Raw genomic sequence first — 18692 nt, 5'->3', positions numbered from 1 at the left:
TTTTAAGTCATACAGGCAAACAGTCTCTTTTACGTTTGTATTTTTTGTAAAGATAGTTTGCTAAGACTGCCACCACTATATAGGGAAAAACAATGGATAACTTATCACCAAGCGCCGGTATGCTTACCGGCAAGTGGATTGAACTAATTTTCGTACTTATAATTGCAAGTATAAAAAGATGGGGCGCAAGAAAACGAAGTCCGTCAAAAAAAGCATACGTCAAATATTTCATTAATAGCTCGTTTGATTCCACCTGCAGGTTTTTATAAATCTGACGGTTGCCAATTTCCAAAGCTAAATTTGAAAGTTCCTGCAACTCCTTAATCCTGTCCTGCAGTTCCTGCTGCTTGGCACGGTTTGGATGAAACCATTTATCCAACAGTGCGTTTACCATGACTCACCACCTTTCTTGCTCATGTAATCATCACAATTATTAATGCTAAAAATAAGTTTAGCAAATAATAGATACACTTAATGTCAGTAAAATGACAGCCAAAAGTCATCTTGATGACAATAAAAACGTCGCGCCGGCGACAAACCCGAATGCAAATGTTTACGGATTAGTATGTGTGCAAATGCACAAAAAAAAACCTGCCTGAGCAGGTTTAAGCACTTTCAATTTATATTCAATTATTATAATATTACAGTTATTATAGTTAGTTTAAGCCTGATCCCAAAAGCTCCAGGAGTTCTTGTTCGGTCATTTTAGACAGCATTGTTTCCCCGGGCTGGATAACCGAATCGATCATGGCCTTTTTCTTTTGCTGCAGCTGATATATTTTCTCTTCAATGGTGCCCCGGGTAATGAGCTTGATCACCTGCACCGCATTCTTCTGACCAATGCGGTAAGCGCGGTCTGTGGCCTGTTCTTCCACAGCCGGGTTCCACCAGGGGTCATAGTGAATCACCATGTCCGCCCCGGTTAAGTTTAGCCCTGTTCCACCGGCCTTTAAAGATATTAAAAAGATGCTCCGCTCGCCTTTGTTGAATGCCTGTACCATCTGCCCCCTGACTTCGGCCTTGGTGGAGCCATCCAAATAAAAATAATCTATCTGCTCAACCTCCAGCAGCTTTTTAATAATACTTAACATGCCGGTAAATTGAGAAAAAAGCAGAATCCTATGCCCGCTTTTAATGGTGTCCCGCAGGGTCTCCTTTAAATACAGCAGCTTACCGCTATCCCCCCTGTAATTTTCTAAAAAAGTGGACGGGTGACAGCAAATTTGGCGCAGTCTGGTAAGAGCCGCCAAAATTTTAATTTGGCTGTTTTCAAAACCCTTGGCGGCAATGGATGCCTCAATTTCTCCTTTAGCCTGCTGCAAATAGGTCAGGTAGATTTTCTTTTGTTCCCTGGTTAAGTCAGTGAGCACCCTGGTTTCTATCTTTGGCGGCAGCTCCTGCAAGACCTCTTTTTTCATCCTGCGCAGAATAAAAGGGGTGATTTGTTTTTGCAATTCCTGCAAAGCTCTTTGGTTCTGCTCTTTGATAACCGGCCGCTCAAATTTTTTCACAAACTTTGGATGGGATAACAGGTAACCGCGCATTACAAAATCAAAAATGGACCACAATTCAGTCAGGTTGTTCTCCATGGGCGTGCCGGTTAATGCAAAATAGCCTCTGGCTTTAATTATTTTTACGGCCTTGGCGCTGAGCGAACCGGGGTTTTTAATGTGCTGCGCCTCGTCCAGAAAACAATAACCAAAATTAAAATCCTGATACAGCTCTACATCACGTCTGATTAGGGCATAGGAGGTAATCACTAAATCAGCACCTTGCGCCGCCTGGATTTGTAATTCCCTTTCACCGCGGGTTCCGGACACCACCACAACCTGCAAGTCCGGCGCAAACTTTTCAGCTTCATACTGCCAGTTATATACCACCGAAGTGGGGGCAATCACCAGCACAGGCGCCTGCACTTTTTCCTTTTCCGAGATAATAAAGGCAATCGTCTGGATCGTTTTCCCCAGTCCCATATCGTCGGCTAAAATTCCACCCAGACCATACATAGCCAGCGCTTTAAGCCACTTAAACCCCACCTTCTGGTAATCCCTCAGCTCACCCTTAAGATTATGGGGTATATTAAATTCCAGGTCCCGTGGTTCCGTAATATTTTGCACCAGTTGCTTGAACGCCGGGTTTTTGGTGAAATGCAAATCAGCTTCCTTTAGACAGCGGTCAATATACAAGGCCCTGTATTGAGGCAGTTTAATCACATTTTTCTGTAAATCCTTCTCTGTAAGATCCAGCGCATCGATCATATGCAGCATTTGGTCCAAATTAGCTTCGGCTGTATCCAACTGCAGGAAAGAACCGTCTTTTAACCGGTAATATTTCTTCTTCTCCCTGAGTGACTGAAATATAGCGCCCATTTCCGCCATATCAATTCCTTCCAATTCAAAGGAGAATTCCAGCATCCCGCTGTCCTCGCTCAGACGTATGCCGCCGGAGAAAGCTTTGGCATCCCGAAAGCGGATTTTACGAAAGTTCTCGGAATAGTACACTTCCGCCAGCTGTTGAACTTGCGGCAATAGATGCTGCACAAAATCATATATCGCGTCTTCCTGTTTTAAATATAAGCTCCCATTTTGAGTCCTGAATTCAGCCTGTTCAAGCAGGCTTAATACTGCCTTTTCCCCTGACGTATCGCGTACAAGAATTTTACCCCCCGTCACCGGTACGGCCTGAGCGGTAAAGGGATTTATATGGATTTCACCATAAACGAATTCAACTTTGGCTGTAACGTCGTCCCCTGCTTTGTCCAGATAAACTTCTGTTACTAAATCCTCTTCAATTAAACTATCCTGCACCACGGGCAGAATATCAATCTGACCTATTTTTTTAACCATCGGCAGTACTTCCGCTAAAAAACGCTCCCTTTGCCTTTTGGAAAAACGAATCCCATCGGGAGACTGCGCGAATCCATCAATCAAAGGTGCAAAAAATCTCTTCTGATAATCGGAAATTTTATAAACCTTGCCCTCGAATAAGCAATATTCCCCGGTTGCAACCAGGGGGAAGATATTCAATCTTTCCCAATTTAATAACAGGTCATCCTGTTTTTTGCCCAGTGAAAAGCGCAAGGGCAAGTCCCGCTCTAAAATTGGCAAGTTTAAATATTCTTGATCAAACATTTTAATGTTAAATCCTTCGGATGGCAGCAGCGACAACAATCTTAGCAAAAGCGACCGGGTTAATAAAACCTGTTTACCTTTAAATAGCCTGCCCTGAGAATTTTGCCAGCTTCCGTACCAGTAATCTTCTATCATGCTTTCCTCAATTTCATACATTTCCAGCAAAAGATCAACTATCGGCCTGAACCTGGAGCTGAACACGTGGGTATGGGGAGAATAGGTAAAGTTCTTGCCAAATATGATGGTTTCCCCACCAGTCATGGCCTTGAAAACATTTTTAACATTTTTGACAACGTATAATTTACCTTCCCCCATGCGCATAGTGAGAGAAGGGACAACCCGGCGTGCCGCGCCTCTTATTTCATTCTTGTAATCAAGGGTTAATTCCAGATCTACAGGGATTTTGGGCGGGTCGTTAATACCATTAAAATAATCTAAAATATTTTGTGCCAGCACATTTTCACCGGTGTTGCTTTTATTATTTCTTAAAGCCCTGTCGCGAAAGGCCAATAATACTGCAACAATATGCTTACAGGCCCCCTCGTACTGGTAAAACGCCGGGCAGTCACAATAGATATCATTAATTTCACCGTTATTTGAAAAGCCTACTTCCACTTCATACTGCTGTTCGCCGGCAACCAGGGCAGAAAGGTATAGTTCTTTTTTATTGAATTTTAGGGCAGTCACCCTGTTTTCCTTAAAGTATTGCCCTCCCCTTTGAAAAACCTGGACATTTTCCACTAGCTCTTTTATCGATTGATCACTTAGTTTGAGCATATAGCACCCCGTAAATAACACAGTATTTCATATTACATTTTACTAAAACCGGTATCATAATTCGATAAAAAAATCTATCCTGAAAAAAACAAAAAACATGGCGGACCAAATTAACACATTAGAACCGCCATGTCAGAGATTTAGTTTCATGTTTGAATTTTTAGTTATAACTTTAATACAGCATTTATAGTTAGTTTAAGCCTGTTCCCTAGATTACCCATTTGGCGAGTTTAACGGGGTTTACTATCCTAATCGCCCTACCCTCATAGACGATGCTTTGTTCTTGTTTAAAGGTATTTAACAGCGATGTCACCGTCTGGCGGGATGTTCCCACCATGTTGGCTATTTCTTCGTGCGTAAGCTGCAGGTTAATTTTAATCCCGCCTTTGGATTGCACACCCATTCTCTCGCCCATTTTTATCAGCATCAGGGCTAATCTGCCCGGCGCTTGCCAGCAAACCATTTCATGGATGTTTGCTTCCGCTTCACGCATCCTGGCCCCCAGCAATTTGGCAACCTTAATGGCCAGCATAGGCTGCCGGGTCATTAATTCTTCAAACTTATTCTTGGTCATAACCACCATAGCAACATCATTAATCGCGCCGGCAAAACATGTACGTTCAGCCCCCACCAATGTCTCCGCAAGGCCCATCATTTCACCCGGACTGCGGATACTGCCCACTGTAACCCTTCTGCCGTCAGCGGAAAGTCGGTAAATTTTAACCCATCCGCTTTCGATCAAGTACACCCGGTCGGATATATCTCCGGTGGCAAAAATTATCTGACCTTTAGCGTAATGAGCAGTTGAGCCCACCTGTCTGATTAACATTTTCTCAGCCTCATCTAAAACGGGTTCGGACCTGAGGATGTTGTTATTGGAGTTTAAATCAAACATTTCGGAAAAACCGTTAGTATTCAAGCAGGTCACCTCTCTTGTTAAAAAATATGTTAATCAGACACAGCCAATAATAATAAATCTAGCAAATAATAGACATATTTAATGTCGCCGATATGACAGTCTAAAGTCATATTCATGACATTTATAGCCCTCGCATTTAATAACAAACAACCGGATTAAAGTTGGTAGAGGACTGGTTATTGGCGCATATAGAAAAAAACCTGCCTGAGCAGGTTAAAGTAAGTCTTAACTTTTATACGCAATTAGCAAGATCTCAAGCTATTATAGTTAGTTTAAGCCTGTTCCTAGATTACCCATTTGGCGAGTTTGTCGGGGTTTACTATCCTAATCGCTCTACCCTCATAGACGATGCTTTTTTCTTGTTTGAAGGTATTTAACAGCGATGTCACCGTCTGGCGGGATGTTCCCACCATGTTGGCTATTTCTTCATGCGTAAGCTGCAGGTTAATTTTAATCCCGCCTTTGGATTGTACACCCATCCTCTCGCCCATTTTTATCAGCATCAGGGCCAATCTGCCCGGCGCTTGCCAGCAAACCATTTCATGAATGATTGCTTCTGCTTCACGCATTCTGGCCCCAAGCAATTTGGCAACCTTAATGGCCAGCATAGGCTGCTGGGCCATTAATTCTTCAAACTTATTCTTGGTCATAACCACCATAGCAACGTCATTAATCGCGCCGGCAAAACACGTACGTTCAGCTTCCACCAATGTCTCCGCAAGGCCCATCATTTCACCCGGACTGCGGATACTACCCACTGTAACCCTTCTGCCGTCAGCGGAAAGTCGGTAAATTTTAACCCATCCGCTTTCAATCAAGTACACCCGGTCGGATATATCTCCGGTGGCAAAAATTATGTGGCCTTTGGGGTAATGAACAGTTGAGCCCGCCTGTCTGATTAACATTTTCTCAGCCTCATTTAAAACGGGTTCGGACCTGAGGATGTTGTTATTGGAGTTTAAATCAAGCATTTCGTTAAAACCGTTAGTATTCAAGTAGGCCACCTCTCTTGTTAAAAAAAACCAAAAAGTTTAACATATTAACCAATAAAAATCAATATTAAAACATCAATTTTATTTTATAATTTATTAAATATTTAATCAAGCTATATATACAAATCTATCATCATCGCTAAAAAGATAAGGAACAGGTATGGGCTGGACAACTTGTATAAAAACCAGGCTTTTTTCTGCTCGGGAACAAAAAACAAGTAAATATTTCCGGCAGTAATAGCTAAACCGCAAATTATCGCAAAAACCAGGTAAAACATGCCAAAGACTCCGGTTAAATATATGCCTATAGACAAAGAAAACATGCCTAAAACGGTAAGCAGGATATACAACAACGTGCGTTTTATATCACAAACCACGGGCAGCATGGGTACGCCGACACTACGATAATCATCCTTGTAAAATATGGCCAGATTCCAAATATGATTGGGAATCCACATTATTACAAGCAGCGCTATAAGCAATGGCAGGGCCTCAACCTTGCCCGCCACCGCCGTCCAGCCAAACAGTGCAGGCAAACCGCCGCTAAAGCCCCCCAGAATAATATTCCAGGAGCTTTTTCGTTTAAACCAAAGACTGTAGATGCCGACATAGCCTAACATACCGGCAAAAATACACAAAAAAGATTCGAGATTGAGGGTTAACGCTATGCCCAGAGCAGCAATAAACTGAGCCAGACCCCAGGCAAGCGCCTTGGCCGGAGGGGCTATTCTACCGGAGGGAATTGGCCGGTGCATGGTCCTTTCCATGATGGCATCTATATCCCGGTCCACATAACAGCTTACCGTATTAACACCTGAACAAGCCAGGGTGATGGCCAAAAGAGACTTGCCAAGTATTAACGCTGTCATGCCATATTGGGAGGCGGCAATGAACATAGTAACAAGCGCAGTAAAAACCAGTAAGAATACTGACCTGGGTTTGGTAACCTCAATGTAATTTCTTATCGAAAATAATATTTCCTGCGAAGCCGAGCCTGTCCCCACCCTGACCGGACTCCCGTTCATTCCGCTCCCTCCATCAACCAACAAATTCTATCTCTATTAAATATTAATTAATAACAGGTGAGTAAGCGCAACAAATATTTTATCATAAATTAATCACTGAAAAAAGCTGCAATAATCTCCAGTAGTCATCTTTACACTAAAATACGGTGGTTCGGTGCAGATCGAAGCATCCGGCGAAACATAACTACAATTAGATATCAGGGTTATCTCCAGCACCGCGGCAGAATATGGCGCGACGACCATACCCCCTGGCCATCTTGCCAAAATTATGCACTTCATCTTCACTAAGCTGCCGCACCACCTTGGCAGGGGAACCCATCGCCAGGGAGTTAGCCGGAATCTCCTTACCCTGCGGTAAAAGTGACCCGGCACCAAGCACGCTGTTGGCGCCAATTTTGGCTCCCGACATAACAATAGCGCCCATACCGATAACTGCCCCGTCACCCACGATACCGCCATGCACTATGGCATTATGCCCCACCGTAACATTATTGCCGATAACCAGCGGAAATCCTTTATCCTGGTGCAATACCGCACCGTCTTGAATATTGGTACCTGCGCCAATTGTCACCTCATCAACATCTCCGCGAATCACCACGTTATACCATACACTGCTGTTTGCGCCAATTTCAACCCGGCCGATAATTTTAGCTCCGGGTGCTACAAATACTGTGGCATGCAGTTTTGGTGTTCTTGCACCATAGGAAATGAGCTGGTTTTCTTTCATAAGCACCTCCGAATTCCCTGCAACTCCAATTACTCTGTGACCTGCATGCTATTCTACCGACTCAACTTGGGCAACAATCCGATCAAAAATATCTTTAACCGAAAGTATATCTTTAATCTGATAAACATTTTGACCACAAAACACCAGTCCTTCAGCAACTTGTCCTGTACGTGAATTTTCCAGCGCATCCATAATGCAGTATTTATGCGAGCAAACTTTTAAGCAATTACGGCACTTTTCTGGATTAGGCTGGCTACCCTGCTGTAGTTTACTAACAAATTCGTTGCGCAATGCCCTGCCCGGCAAACCTACAGGACTTTCCACCATCACCACATCATCAGCCCTTGCCTGTAGATACATTTCCTTAAATGCTTTGGCAACTGCACACTCTTTGCTCAATACAAACCTGGTCGCCATTTGCACGCCGTCGGCACCCATTTTTAGCGCCTTAGCCACGCCAAACCCGTCAATAATGCCACCGGCAGCTATAACAGGTATTTTAACTTTAGCCCTTATCTCAGGCAAAATATCAAATAATGAGCGGTTGGTGCCAAGGTGACCGCCCGCTTCCACACCTTCAGCCACCACAGCGGCTGCCCCGCATTTTTCTGCCACAGCAGCAAGTTTTCCGGATGACACAATCGAAACTACGGGGATGCCAAATTCTTTTCCCCAGCCGAAGACATCGCGGGAAAAGCCTGCCCCGGTAAATACGACATCAATTTTTTCTTCAAGGGCGGTACGCACCATTTGGGCGAAATTGCGGACAGCAAACATAATATTAACCCCAATTATGCCTGAGGTTAAATCCCGCGCTTTTCTTATTTCCAACCTGAGTTCATCTAGTTCCATCCCTGAAGCTCCTAATACACCGATACCACCGGCATTGGCTACGGCAGCGGCAAGCGGGGCGGTGGAAACGCGCACGGCCATACCTCCCTGAATAATCGGAAACTTCGGTATCAGTTCACCAATTTTAATTTGCGGCAATTTCAACTCAAATACTTCCTTTCACATTCTTTATAAACATATTTTTTATCGTAATCTATTATTTAATAATCTGCAACAAAAATAAAAGCCATATCCATATTTTGCACATTTCTTATGGATTTATTAACCCCGTCATCCATTTTTCTCTTCTAAAGAGGAGGTGCGTCCCTTTCCTTTATAGTATAGATTGAACTTTTTCAGGATAGACCTTACTTGATCAATAGCCTGCGCATTAAATACAGGGCCAGGGGCACCAACAGCAGCGCTAGGACAGCAAGCCAGATTATATCTGCCAAAATGTACGTTCCAACGTTGCCGTTGATCATTCCTCTGGCCACCCTCACCGAGTGATATAAAGGACTGAACCAGGCAACCACACGCATCCCCGGGGCCAGGTCATCCACCGGGAAAAACACTCCGGACAGCAAAAACAACGGGGTTACCACCAGTGAAAAATAGTAATTAAAACTATCTATACTGGGCACCAAACCAACCCAAACCATTGACATAGCCGCAAAGGTTAGGCCCGCCAGCAGGAATACCGGGGGCACCAGCAGTGCCCAGGGGGACCGCACCAGACCCAGCACCGATATAACCACTAATATCACCGTTCCGTACAGCAGTGATTTAAAGCTTCCCCAGAGCATGTCCCCCAGCACTACGTCATCAGCACTGGCAGGAGTGGCAATAATTGCGTTATAGGTCTTTTGAAATTCCATCCTGACAAAGCTGCCGTACGTGCACTCGTAAGCTGCTGCAAACATCGCCGAGGTTACAGTAAGACCGGGAGCAATAAAATTAAGATAGGGCACCCCCTCCATCGGACGGACATAGCTCCCCAAACCAATGCCCATAGCCGCCAGGTAAAGCAGCGGCTCTACAAAATTAAAGGACATGCTGACCATCCAGGTGCGGCGGTATACGGTGAAATTGCGTTTAAAGACCTGCCAAACCAGTGCGGATATATCCGGAAAGACGGGCTGAATCATTCTTCGGTGAGCCCCCTGCCTGTTAATTTCAAAAAAACATCTTCCAATGTGGCCGGCCTCAGGTATAACCGCCCCACCCCCAGTTGTCCCAGTTCGTTTACCAGTTCACGCCCGTCAAGGGGATATAAATACAGATTATCCCCCACAACCAGATGCCCTTTGATCAAATCTTTTAACCGGGACACAATTTCAGCTGCGGCACCGGCGCCTTTTACCACTTCCACAACTTCATCCCCGATATGCTGTGCCACCAAATCACCCGGCGACCCTTCCTCAACAATTGCACCCCGGTGCATAATAATCAGCCGGTCGCATAAATGCTGAGCCTCATCCAGATAATGAGTAGTCAGCAGCAAAGTTACACCACGCTCCCGCAGGCTGTTCATCTGCTGCCATACCACGTGCCTGGCCTGCGGGTCAAGGCCGGTTGTGGGCTCGTCTAAAATCAGTACCTCCGGCCTGTTAATTAATCCTCTGGCTATAGTCAGCTTCCTTTTCATACCTCCGCTCAGATCATCAACTTTGTGATTAGCCCATTTCTCCAAATCAAAAAACCCCAGCAACTCCATAGCCCTTTCCCGGGCTTCAGCTGAGGGAATCCGATAAAAACCGGCATAGCTAACCAGATTTTGCAACGCCGTCAGGTCAGGGTCAAGATTATTTTCCTGGGCTACAACTCCCAGGCGTGCTTTAATCTCCCTGGGCCGGCTGAGCACATCCATACCTAATACAGAAATCTCTCCCGCAGTAACAGGTGAAAAACAGTAAATCATTTTAACCGTTGACGATTTACCTGCCCCGTTGGGCCCCAATATACCGAAGCATTCACCCCGGCGCACTTGAAAGTTAATTCCCGCCACTGCGGTGAACCCGTTGTACTTTTTAATTAAATCACGTACCTCAATTACATTATCCATGATCATCTCACTGTTTAATCCTGGCGGGCGCTGTTATTACATGCAGCGGGAAACGGCCCGCCGGCTCGCCCTCCAAAAAAATCTCAAAATTATATATTCCCTCTTCCGGCAGAAGCAATTCGGCATTGATAATAGTGTTATGATAAGGGCTAGATCTGCTGATGGAGAATTGAAAGTCGTTTATTTCCAGTGTTACCCGGCCTCCCGGAGCCAGGAGCCTAAGCCCGAACCGGTAGGTCCCCTGTGTGCCGCACCACCCCACCACCAGGAAGCATTTGTGTTTGACCGGGTAAAAGAACGGGTGGACGCGATAAAATACCCCTTCCAGTGAAAATTTTCCTTGTTTGGACGTAACCTGATCACAGATGACAAAAGTACAAAGAACCGGCTTTATAGGATCACCACCATTATTCTGACTTCTGACTTCTGACTCCTGTCTCCTGACTCCTGAATAGTTATAAATGAATTAGAACCGGGACCAGGAATGGAACCATTGAAGACAGAATAGTCCCGTTCACGACGGCAATAACGGTAGTGTCAGCATCGGTGGTTTTAGCAATTAATGGCAGGGTGGTGTCCATAGTAGTGGCCCCCCCGGGTGAAACAGCAACAAGATGACCTAATTTGGCCGCCAGCACAGGAATAAGCATAAAAGCAATCAATTCCCTGCTTACGTTGGTTAAAAATGCCAGCGCACCGGTTTCCACGCTGTATATTTTAGCTATCAGTACACCGGACAGGCTATACCAGCCAAACCCCGCCCCGATTGCTGAAGCTTCGTTAAACGGCATACCCAGCATAGTACCGCCGGCCACCGCCCCGGCCAGGCTTCCTACCGCAACAAGGGCGGGAACAAGCAATACCTTCCACCCCAAAGCCCGCAGACGCAGCCAGGTTTGCCGCTGGCTGCCGAGGTCAATTCCCACTCCCACCAGCATAATGCAAAGAGCCAGTGAAGTGGTACTGTCCAGGTAGCCCAACATATCGGCCGGGAGTACCCAGTAACCCAATAAAGCGCCGGCTAAAATAGCGCCAACAACAATATACGTCAATTATGTTCCCCCCTCTGCCAGCGAGATAATTTTCGTTCAAGGTCGCGATAAATGTAATTGCGGGCGAGATAAACCAGCAAAATACTGCCCGCTACACTGCAGCCGGCCAAAATAACAGCCTCCAGGCCTATCTGTCCAAGCTCGCCCAGGATTTTCTTATTGCTGCCCAATTGTGCCCCCATTGAAGCCAGCAAAATAATTAACCCCAGCATGGTGAAAGCATGGGTTACTTTGGTTCCTCCGGGGGAAAGAGGACGAAGATAGCCGATAAGAATACCTGCCAACAGGCTGATAAATATTAATGCCATAATCTATTTCTCTCCATCAATTTAGAAGTTAACATATTTGTAAGGGCAAACGGCAAGGCCCAGTAAACCCGGACCAACATGGGTGCCAACAACGGAACCCAGCCGGTTATCCATAATTTCAACGCAATTTAATTTGCTTTTAACCAGATCCTGCAACGCCTGAAGCCCCTCTAAATCATTGCCGTGGGTTAAAAAACAAAATAGCGGGCTGTCGCCGTAGCTTTCACTCATTAGTTGAACCAGCCGGTTAATTGCTTTCTTTCTGCCCCTGATCTTTTCATGGGGGTGAATCAACCCCTCGCGTATGGTCAGCACCGGTTTTACATTCAGCACCGTGCCCAGGAAAGCTTGCGCCCGGCCGATCCGTCCGCCTCGCTGAAGATATTCCAGAGTATCAACCATAAAATATACCCGGTGGTTGGACATAATGTTCCGCAGCAGGGTCATAATCTCTTCCCGGGATAAGCCTGCCGCCGCCGCACGGGCCGCCGCGAGAACCATCATTCCCAGCACGATGCTGACTGACTGGGAATCCACGACTTCCAGACCTTCATAATCCAGCATCTTTTTGGCCAGCTGCGCCGACTGCATAGTACCGCTCATATGGGCGGAAATATGAATAGAGACTATATCCGCAGCATTATCAACCCAGGTACGGTAAAAATCAGTAAACTCGGCGGGTGACGGCTGGGATGTAGTCGGCAATTCTTTGCTCCGGGCCAAACGGGTAAAAAAATCACTGGAGTTTAACTCAACGCCGTCCAAAAAACACTCTGAACCAAAAAAAACTTTTAAAGGCACCACGGATATGTCATATTGATCAACCAATTGTTTAGGAAGATCAGCCGTGCTGTCGGTAACAATGTGCACTTTACTCATTATCAAACACCTACCTTAAAACATTAAGTATTCAGGAGTCAGGAGTCAGGAGTCAGAATATCTACAAGACAAAAAACGTTTACTCATTCGGATCATTATGACTTCTGGCTCCTAAATCCTGAGTGGTTACCTGCTTTTTATCTGATTCCAAGACTCCCACTTCTATAAGTGGGAGTTCCTATTTTTACTTCAGGTGGGGTGGAATCCCCATCTGAAGCCCCGATGTTCAGCTTTAGCTGAACGAGTTCACTCAACGGAAATCAGAAAATGATACAAGGGCTGGCCCCCGTAATGTATCTCAAAATCTATATCAGGAAAAATATCCTGAAGCTGGTTTACTATTTCCCTGGATTCCCCTCCGGTCATCGCTGACCCATAATAAAGGGTAACCAGGCTGGAATCCTCGTCAAGCATCTTCTTTATCAGTGTATTAACAACCCTGGTTAAGCTGGGGCCTGCCACTGTCATAACGTCATCGGCCACCCCGATAAAATCACCCGTCGCAATGGTCATGCCGTCGATTACTGTGTCCCGAACAGCCTTGGTCACCTCGCCGGTCTTAACTTCGGCCAGGGCCTGCTCCATTTTAGTCTTATTCCCGGCCAGAGTGTCACCCGGGTTATAAGCCAGCATGGCGGCAAAAGCCTGTGGAATACTAATCGTTGGAACCACAACTGCGTCCTTTTCAATTAATTCCGCCGCCTGGCGGGCTGACATGAGAATATTCTTATTATTGGGCAGAATTATTATTGCAGCCGCGTTTACTTTCTCGGCAGCTTTAAGCAGATCTTCCGTTGCAGGGTTCATGGTTTGACCGCCTTCAACTACTACATCCACCCCCATACTTTCCAGAATGGTGGCAATACCTTCACCGACACCTACCGCCATAACCCCCAGAGGCTTGGCTGCAGCTGTTTTAACCACGGATTTTTTAAAGTCCTGGTTTTGTTCTTCCATATTGCTAACCTGTACTGAATTAAGATTGCCGTATTTAAGGCAGCATTCCAAAACCAGTCCTGGATGATTGGAATGGATATGAACCTTGGCTATCCGGTCGTCTCCCACCACCAGCAGACAATCTCCATAAGGCGCCAGTTCCTGGCGCAGAGTATCGTGGGGTATATTACGGCCCATTAAAATAAATTCAGTGCAGTAAGTAAACTCAATTTCCGCGCTGAATTCCCTGGCCCTGGTCCCGGCAAATTCTTTTTGCTGGGTGGCAGCTAAATCAAACAGTTCAATATTTCTTTGGGCGGCAGCATCTTTTAATGCCCGGATAATTCCTTCCAGAATGACCAGAAAGCCCTTGCCACCGGCATCAACAACCCCTGCTTCCTTTAATACAGGCAGCAAAGCGGGTGTCTCATCAAGGGCATGCCTGGCAGCGCGGGAGGCAAGCAACAGCGCTCTCACCGGGTCACTGCTCCTGGCAGCGGCCCGCTCAAAGGCATCAGCGGTTTTTCGGCTTACCGTAAGTATCGTCCCTTCCACCGGGTTGCCTACAGCCCGGTACGCGGCATCGGCGCCACTGCGGAACGCCCGGGCGATATTCTGCGCTCCGGCGCTGTCCAAGCCTTTCAGCGCCCCGGCAAATCCACTGAAAATTTGGGAAAGTATTACCCCCGAGTTGCCCCTGGCACCCAACAAACAGCCTTTGGCAAGCGCTGCAACCACATCGCCGATCCTATTGCTGTCCACCTGTTTTGCCGCCTTAACTCCGGAGAGCATAGTTAAATACATATTTGTTCCGGTGTCTCCATCCGGTACCGGAAAAACATTCAGCGCATCAATTTCCGCTTTATTTTCCGCCAGCAGGTTTACCCCACCTACCAGCATATATTTCAGCTGTTCTCCGTCAAAAGAATATATGTACAATAACAGCATCCCCCTTGTAATTAACTATGAGCGCAGGTAAAATACCTCCAGTACGATATTAGAATTCAGAAGGAATTTCTTTGCATTCCTTATATATTTTTTTTCGACCTTAAATTTTGCATCAAATAATTCTGACTCCTGAATTCTGACTCCTAAATATAATTCTTCATTTATACAATTGCACCTTTATAGATTAACATATTTTTACGGGGAGAATAGAGGAGGTATCATCTTGGCTGTTATTGCAGACGTGATCATTATCGGAGCCGGTGTTGCCGGACTGAGCACAGCCTATAATCTGGCTGCCAAAAACCCCAATTTAAAGATTGTGCTTTTGGAAAAGGAAAAATTCCACGGTGCCGGATCAACTGCCCAGTGCACAGGCGGTATAAGACATCAGTTTGCCCACCCTTTAAACATTGTTTTATCCAAAATCAGCTACCCTTTTTTTCAACGGTTTACTGCCAATATGGAATATCCCGTTTATTTTCGCAAAAGGGGCTATCTTTTTGTTACCAGTGATAGCGCTAAGTTTGCATCCCTGTTAGAAATGAAAACAACAATGGATCGCCTTGAAGTACCTTCGGAGATTGTTGCACCCGGAGAAATTGCCGAACGCTATCCATTCGTACAAACAGAAGACCTGACAGGCGGCAGCTACTGCCGGCTTGACGCTTACGCTGACCCCTACGGGGTAATGGAAGGTTATTACCGGCAGTGCCACCGGCTGGGGGTTAAAGTAATTTGCAACACCGAAGTAAACTCTTTAATTATCCAAAACGGCCGAATCGAAGGAGTTAGAGCCAACGGCTTTGAAACATGGGCACCGGTGGTGGTTAATGCAGCAGGCCCGCACCTGCACCTGGTGGCAAGACTGGCCGGAATTGATCTCCCGGCTGCCCCATTCCGCAGACAGGTTCACGTTTGCACCCCGATGCGGCAGATCCCTTCGAATATTCCACTAATCGTCGACCTGGATACCGGGTTTTATCTACATGCTGAAAGAAACGGCATCCTGCTGCTGGGCGGCACGGACAGACAAACCTCTCCGGGTTTGGATCCGGTGGTGGACAGATCCGGCTTGTTTGCATTCATAGAGGCGGCAACGCAGCGCATACCTGTGCTTGAAGACGCCGAAATAACCGGTATGTATACCGGGGTCAGATCGTTAACACCCGACGGGCTGGGCATTTTAGGCGAAACAGAAGTGCAGGGCTTTTATTGCATCGGCGGGTTTGGCGGAAACGGATTTATGCACGCGCCGGCTGTAGGGTTAATCGCGGCCTGTCTGATCCTGGGCATTGACCCGCCTGTTGACCCGGCCCCACTTTCACCCCAACGGTTTAGCGATGCCCGACAGGAAGAAACTGTGGTGTTTTGAACTTAATAAGGCAGCTGGTGGTGATCAACTTCAGCGCCAATTTTGGATTGGTTAGATGTATCCGCAGCATTAATTTGATGCCAATTCCGGTCCCGCATAAGATTAAAAACCTGGCGCTGCAGGTTGATCTCCTCATTATTTAACTGAATCAGGGTATTGCGCACATTATCATTGGCTGATTCCAGAACAGCGTTGTGATAATCAACAGAGATTGCTTTAATGTTTTGCAAAAGGTCGGTCAGGATGTCCTGATCATTAAACTGCATGGCTAAACCCCCATATAAAAATTATATTTTCTTATCAACTTATTTAGTGTTGTAGTATATCTGAATAGGACTCTGCGTCATGCAGCATGTTGTTGAGTATGCTGATATGACGCTGTCCCTTTTCAGCCATCTGCTGCAGTATGGCCTGAACAGCGGAATCCTGGCTGACACTCATGTAAATCTGAACTTTTTTGGCACAAGTCCTCTCAGCCCGCAGTTGGGACTCTATCGCCAGTCTCTCGGCGCATGTCAACCGCCCAGCATACATCGAATTTACCTCCCGCGCAAGATTTGCTCTTATTTTTTACCAGCCAAACTATTTTATGTAATTCAATAGAAAAATAAATTCAAAAGCCCCTATTAGAGGGGCTTTTGGCTTAACCTTTTAATTTACTTTCCAAACGCTGCGCCCATACAACCCCCATCTCCGCCAGAACCTCAACACCGTCAGGATCATGTTTCGCCTGCAGCACCTTTCCGTTTTCATGGATCAAGTGCATAAGATTGCTTTTATGGTAGGGTATATAAAAGGTTTTCTTAATTCTATTTTTCCGTAAAAGCACTGACAGCTGCTGAGCCAACTGGTTCAAGCCGGTTCCCTGCAGAGCGGAAACCATAACCCCTTCAGCATCCGCCACATCCTGGCCGGACAGGTCCTCAGGCAGTCCGCCTGTCAGGCGATCCGCCTTGTTATAAACTGTTAAACGCGGCTTGCCGGCCACCTCCAGTGATTCCAAAACTGCTTCCACGGCCTGCATTTGACTTGCCGCCCGGGGGTGACTGATATCTACAACGTGAATGATCACATCTGCCTCCACAACTTCCTCCAGGGTAGCTCTAAAAGCGGCAACCAGGTGATGCGGCAGGTTTTGAATAAAGCCCACCGTGTCGGCCAGCAATACCCTGTCGCCGTCAGGCAACCTCATGCCGCGAACGGTAGGGTCCAAAGTGGCAAACAGTTTATCTTCCGCCAGTACTTCAGCCCCGGTCAGGATATTAAGCAGGGTTGATTTGCCAGCGTTGGTATAGCCCACTAATGCCACCATCGGCAGAGGCACCTGCTTGCGCCCCCGGCGCAGCAATTCCCGGTGCCGCCGCACCTCTTCAATTTCCTTCTTTAAATCAGAAATCCTCTTTCTAATTCTGCGCCTGTCTACTTCCAGTTTGGTTTCACCGGGCCCCCGGGTGCCAATTCCCCCGCCCAGGCGGGATAACTGGGTGCCCAGGCCGGTCAGCCGCGGCAGCATGTACTGAAGCTGGGCCAGTTCAACTTGCAGTTTTCCTTCCTTTGTTTGAGCCCGGCAGGCAAAAATATCCAGGATCAACTGGGTACGGTCAATAACTCTGATTCCCAGTTCCTGTTCCAGATTACGCTGCTGGGCGGGCTGCAGCTCACGGTCACAAATTAAAATATCGGCACCGGTTGCCCCGGCCACCCCGGCCAATTCCGCCACCTTGCCCCGGCCAAGGAAAGTGGCCGGGTCGGGGCGGTTACGCCGCTGAACATACATATCCACTACTTCAGCCCCGGCTGTCTGCGCCAGGCCGGAAAGCTCATTTAACGATTCCTCCACCTCGTCACTCTTCATTCCCGGCAGTTCCAACGCCACCAGGATAGCTTTTTCCTCTTCCTGTTTAATATCCGGCAAATCCATTCCCCCTGCTAACCAAAAAAAATCATCAAATCAATACTCACACCGTAGTTATATAAAAGCAGTTTAATTAGGAGGCGTCAAGGTGGTAAAAAAAAAATTATATCACAGTTATTCTGTGCCTGGCCATATTCTTCATCCTCGTCGGGCCGGCTGCCGCAAAGACTGAAATAATTATTAACAAAGCCACTAACAAGCTCTACTTTAACAGCAATGACACCGTTTTTAAAGTTTTCCCTGTAGCCACGGGAAAAACTCCCGCACTTACTCCCGAAGGACAATTCAGTATTGTTATTAAATTAGTCAATCCCGCTTATTACCGCCTTAATATCCCCGGCGGAAGTCCCAGCAACCCGCTTGGTTACCGTTGGCTGGGTTTAAGCGTCGGCGGCGGCGGGGTTTACGGCATTCATGGAACCAATAACCCTGCCTCCATCGGCACCTACGCGTCGGCGGGGTGTATCCGAATGCACAACAACGATGTGACCTGGCTGTTTGATCATACCCCGCTGGGAACACCGGTTAAGGTTATTAACAATCCTAATATGAAGCCCGCCTGGGAGGTGCAGCAACCGGACGAGCCTCCGACAGTCGCTGAAAAGCCTGCTGCCGCTGAAAAACCACAGGTTAACCAGCCACTTCAAATAGCGGGCGAGGCGGCCGATCAAGCCCTGCTTCAAAGCAGCATAATAGACATGAGCAATATGATCATTAATTTTACAGCTGAAAGTATTTTAAAAGAACTGACCCAGCAGCAATAATATCCGGTATTGCTGCAATCTTCCCGGGTATTGATAAACTTTCTACATTTT

Annotated in this window: 19 protein-coding genes; 2 read left to right on the top strand and 17 right to left on the bottom strand. The window is 46.6% G+C overall.

What is annotated here, in order from left to right:
• Nucleotides 1–7: 7 nt before the first annotated feature.
• The 14 genes from BM056_RS23365 to BM056_RS23300 form a co-directional block, all read right to left on the bottom strand.
• Nucleotides 8–394 carry a hypothetical protein gene (locus BM056_RS23365; protein ID WP_092475216.1) on the bottom strand — a complete coding sequence of 129 codons (387 nt, stop codon included), beginning with the start codon at nucleotides 392–394 and terminating at the stop codon, nucleotides 8–10.
• 262 nt (nucleotides 395–656) lie between these two features.
• Nucleotides 657–3908 carry a DEAD/DEAH box helicase gene (locus tag BM056_RS23360; RefSeq protein WP_092475213.1) on the bottom strand — a complete coding sequence of 1084 codons (3252 nt, stop codon included), beginning with the start codon at nucleotides 3906–3908 and terminating at the stop codon, nucleotides 657–659.
• A gap of 208 nt (nucleotides 3909–4116) precedes the next feature.
• Nucleotides 4117–4803: a Crp/Fnr family transcriptional regulator gene (locus tag BM056_RS23355; protein WP_092475308.1), complete on the bottom strand. Its 687-nt coding sequence runs from the start codon at nucleotides 4801–4803 to the stop codon at nucleotides 4117–4119.
• Between the two features lie 308 nt (nucleotides 4804–5111).
• Nucleotides 5112–5798: a Crp/Fnr family transcriptional regulator gene (locus BM056_RS23350; protein ID WP_092475306.1), complete on the bottom strand. Its 687-nt coding sequence runs from the start codon at nucleotides 5796–5798 to the stop codon at nucleotides 5112–5114.
• 134 nt (nucleotides 5799–5932) lie between these two features.
• A complete protein-coding gene (gene cyoE / locus BM056_RS23345; RefSeq protein ID WP_092475211.1) occupies nucleotides 5933–6844 on the bottom strand; it encodes a heme o synthase in 912 nt (303 codons plus the stop codon).
• Between the two features lie 190 nt (nucleotides 6845–7034).
• Nucleotides 7035–7571 carry a gamma carbonic anhydrase family protein gene (locus BM056_RS23340; protein ID WP_092475208.1) on the bottom strand — a complete coding sequence of 179 codons (537 nt, stop codon included), beginning with the start codon at nucleotides 7569–7571 and terminating at the stop codon, nucleotides 7035–7037.
• 48 nt (nucleotides 7572–7619) lie between these two features.
• Nucleotides 7620–8567 carry an NAD(P)H-dependent flavin oxidoreductase gene (locus tag BM056_RS23335; RefSeq protein ID WP_092475193.1) on the bottom strand — a complete coding sequence of 316 codons (948 nt, stop codon included), beginning with the start codon at nucleotides 8565–8567 and terminating at the stop codon, nucleotides 7620–7622.
• Between the two features lie 203 nt (nucleotides 8568–8770).
• A complete protein-coding gene (locus tag BM056_RS23330; RefSeq protein ID WP_092475190.1) occupies nucleotides 8771–9550 on the bottom strand; it encodes an ABC transporter permease in 780 nt (259 codons plus the stop codon).
• Entirely contained in the window at nucleotides 9547–10467 is a 921-nt protein-coding gene (locus BM056_RS23325; RefSeq protein ID WP_092475296.1) for an ABC transporter ATP-binding protein, read from the bottom strand. Before BM056_RS23325 ends, BM056_RS23330 begins: the two co-directional genes overlap by 4 nt.
• A gap of 7 nt (nucleotides 10468–10474) precedes the next feature.
• The gene (locus BM056_RS27815) at nucleotides 10475–10795 is read right to left on the bottom strand and encodes a DUF6941 family protein (RefSeq protein ID WP_435050981.1); all 321 of its coding nucleotides are present in this window, start codon (nucleotides 10793–10795) and stop codon (nucleotides 10475–10477) included.
• A gap of 127 nt (nucleotides 10796–10922) precedes the next feature.
• Entirely contained in the window at nucleotides 10923–11519 is a 597-nt protein-coding gene (locus tag BM056_RS23315; protein WP_092475185.1) for a LysO family transporter, read from the bottom strand.
• Nucleotides 11516–11827 (bottom strand): LysO family transporter, encoded by a 312-nt coding sequence (locus BM056_RS23310; protein WP_092475183.1) that lies wholly within the window; start codon nucleotides 11825–11827, stop codon nucleotides 11516–11518. The genes BM056_RS23315 and BM056_RS23310 overlap by 4 nt, the downstream gene beginning before the upstream one ends.
• A gap of 21 nt (nucleotides 11828–11848) precedes the next feature.
• Complete coding sequence (locus tag BM056_RS23305) at nucleotides 11849–12706, bottom strand: DegV family protein (protein WP_092475180.1); 858 nt, start codon at nucleotides 12704–12706, stop codon at nucleotides 11849–11851.
• A 246-nt stretch (nucleotides 12707–12952) separates the two neighbouring features.
• The gene (locus tag BM056_RS23300; protein ID WP_238456628.1) at nucleotides 12953–14590 is read right to left on the bottom strand and encodes a DAK2 domain-containing protein; all 1638 of its coding nucleotides are present in this window, start codon (nucleotides 14588–14590) and stop codon (nucleotides 12953–12955) included.
• 223 nt (nucleotides 14591–14813) lie between these two features.
• On the opposite strand from BM056_RS23300, the gene BM056_RS23295 reads away from it, so the two are divergent.
• On the top strand, nucleotides 14814–15962 hold the full coding sequence (locus BM056_RS23295) for an NAD(P)/FAD-dependent oxidoreductase (protein ID WP_165613684.1): 1149 nt from the start codon (nucleotides 14814–14816) through the stop codon (nucleotides 15960–15962).
• A gap of 2 nt (nucleotides 15963–15964) precedes the next feature.
• Here the strand turns inward: BM056_RS23295 and BM056_RS23290 are convergent, their stop codons facing one another.
• The 3 genes from BM056_RS23290 to hflX all read right to left on the bottom strand — a co-directional run bounded on the left by BM056_RS23290 (nucleotide 15965) and on the right by hflX (nucleotide 17883).
• Nucleotides 15965–16228 carry a spore coat protein gene (locus tag BM056_RS23290; RefSeq protein ID WP_092475172.1) on the bottom strand — a complete coding sequence of 88 codons (264 nt, stop codon included), beginning with the start codon at nucleotides 16226–16228 and terminating at the stop codon, nucleotides 15965–15967.
• A 43-nt stretch (nucleotides 16229–16271) separates the two neighbouring features.
• Nucleotides 16272–16496 (bottom strand): hypothetical protein, encoded by a 225-nt coding sequence (locus tag BM056_RS23285; RefSeq protein ID WP_092475169.1) that lies wholly within the window; start codon nucleotides 16494–16496, stop codon nucleotides 16272–16274.
• 109 nt (nucleotides 16497–16605) lie between these two features.
• Nucleotides 16606–17883 carry a GTPase HflX gene (gene hflX / locus BM056_RS23280; RefSeq protein WP_092475165.1) on the bottom strand — a complete coding sequence of 426 codons (1278 nt, stop codon included), beginning with the start codon at nucleotides 17881–17883 and terminating at the stop codon, nucleotides 16606–16608.
• A gap of 101 nt (nucleotides 17884–17984) precedes the next feature.
• Here hflX and BM056_RS23275 point away from each other — a divergent pair, with 101 nt between their 5' ends.
• Nucleotides 17985–18641 carry a L,D-transpeptidase family protein gene (locus BM056_RS23275; RefSeq protein WP_092475162.1) on the top strand — a complete coding sequence of 219 codons (657 nt, stop codon included), beginning with the start codon at nucleotides 17985–17987 and terminating at the stop codon, nucleotides 18639–18641.
• Nucleotides 18642–18692 lie beyond the last annotated feature (51 nt).

The organism is Desulfotruncus arcticus DSM 17038 (genome assembly GCF_900113335.1).
In the GTDB taxonomy this organism is placed as follows: domain Bacteria; phylum Bacillota; class Desulfotomaculia; order Desulfotomaculales; family Desulfallaceae; genus Desulfotruncus; species Desulfotruncus arcticus.
Note: the sequence above shows the minus strand (reverse complement) of the source record. Positions and strands in the feature narration are given on the sequence as shown.

Bases quoted from the DNA above. Each gene is read 5' to 3' on its own strand.
- BM056_RS23365 (WP_092475216.1), bottom strand. From the start codon at position 394: ATGGTAAACGCACTGTTGGATAAATGGTTTCATCCAAACCGTGCCAAG.
- BM056_RS23360 (WP_092475213.1), bottom strand. From the start codon at position 3,908: ATGCTCAAACTAAGTGATCAATCGATAAAAGAGCTAGTGGAAAATGTC.
- BM056_RS23355 (WP_092475308.1), bottom strand. From the start codon at position 4,803: ATGTTTGATTTAAACTCCAATAACAACATCCTCAGGTCCGAACCCGTT.
- BM056_RS23350 (WP_092475306.1), bottom strand. From the start codon at position 5,798: ATGCTTGATTTAAACTCCAATAACAACATCCTCAGGTCCGAACCCGTT.
- cyoE (WP_092475211.1), bottom strand. From the start codon at position 6,844: ATGAACGGGAGTCCGGTCAGGGTGGGGACAGGCTCGGCTTCGCAGGAA.
- BM056_RS23340 (WP_092475208.1), bottom strand. From the start codon at position 7,571: ATGAAAGAAAACCAGCTCATTTCCTATGGTGCAAGAACACCAAAACTG.
- BM056_RS23330 (WP_092475190.1), bottom strand. From the start codon at position 9,550: ATGATTCAGCCCGTCTTTCCGGATATATCCGCACTGGTTTGGCAGGTC.
- BM056_RS23325 (WP_092475296.1), bottom strand. From the start codon at position 10,467: ATGGATAATGTAATTGAGGTACGTGATTTAATTAAAAAGTACAACGGG.
- BM056_RS23310 (WP_092475183.1), bottom strand. From the start codon at position 11,827: ATGGCATTAATATTTATCAGCCTGTTGGCAGGTATTCTTATCGGCTAT.
- BM056_RS23305 (WP_092475180.1), bottom strand. From the start codon at position 12,706: ATGAGTAAAGTGCACATTGTTACCGACAGCACGGCTGATCTTCCTAAA.
- BM056_RS23300 (WP_238456628.1), bottom strand. From the start codon at position 14,590: ATGCTGTTATTGTACATATATTCTTTTGACGGAGAACAGCTGAAATAT.
- BM056_RS23290 (WP_092475172.1), bottom strand. From the start codon at position 16,228: ATGCAGTTTAATGATCAGGACATCCTGACCGACCTTTTGCAAAACATT.
- BM056_RS23285 (WP_092475169.1), bottom strand. From the start codon at position 16,496: ATGTATGCTGGGCGGTTGACATGCGCCGAGAGACTGGCGATAGAGTCC.
- hflX (WP_092475165.1), bottom strand. From the start codon at position 17,883: ATGGATTTGCCGGATATTAAACAGGAAGAGGAAAAAGCTATCCTGGTG.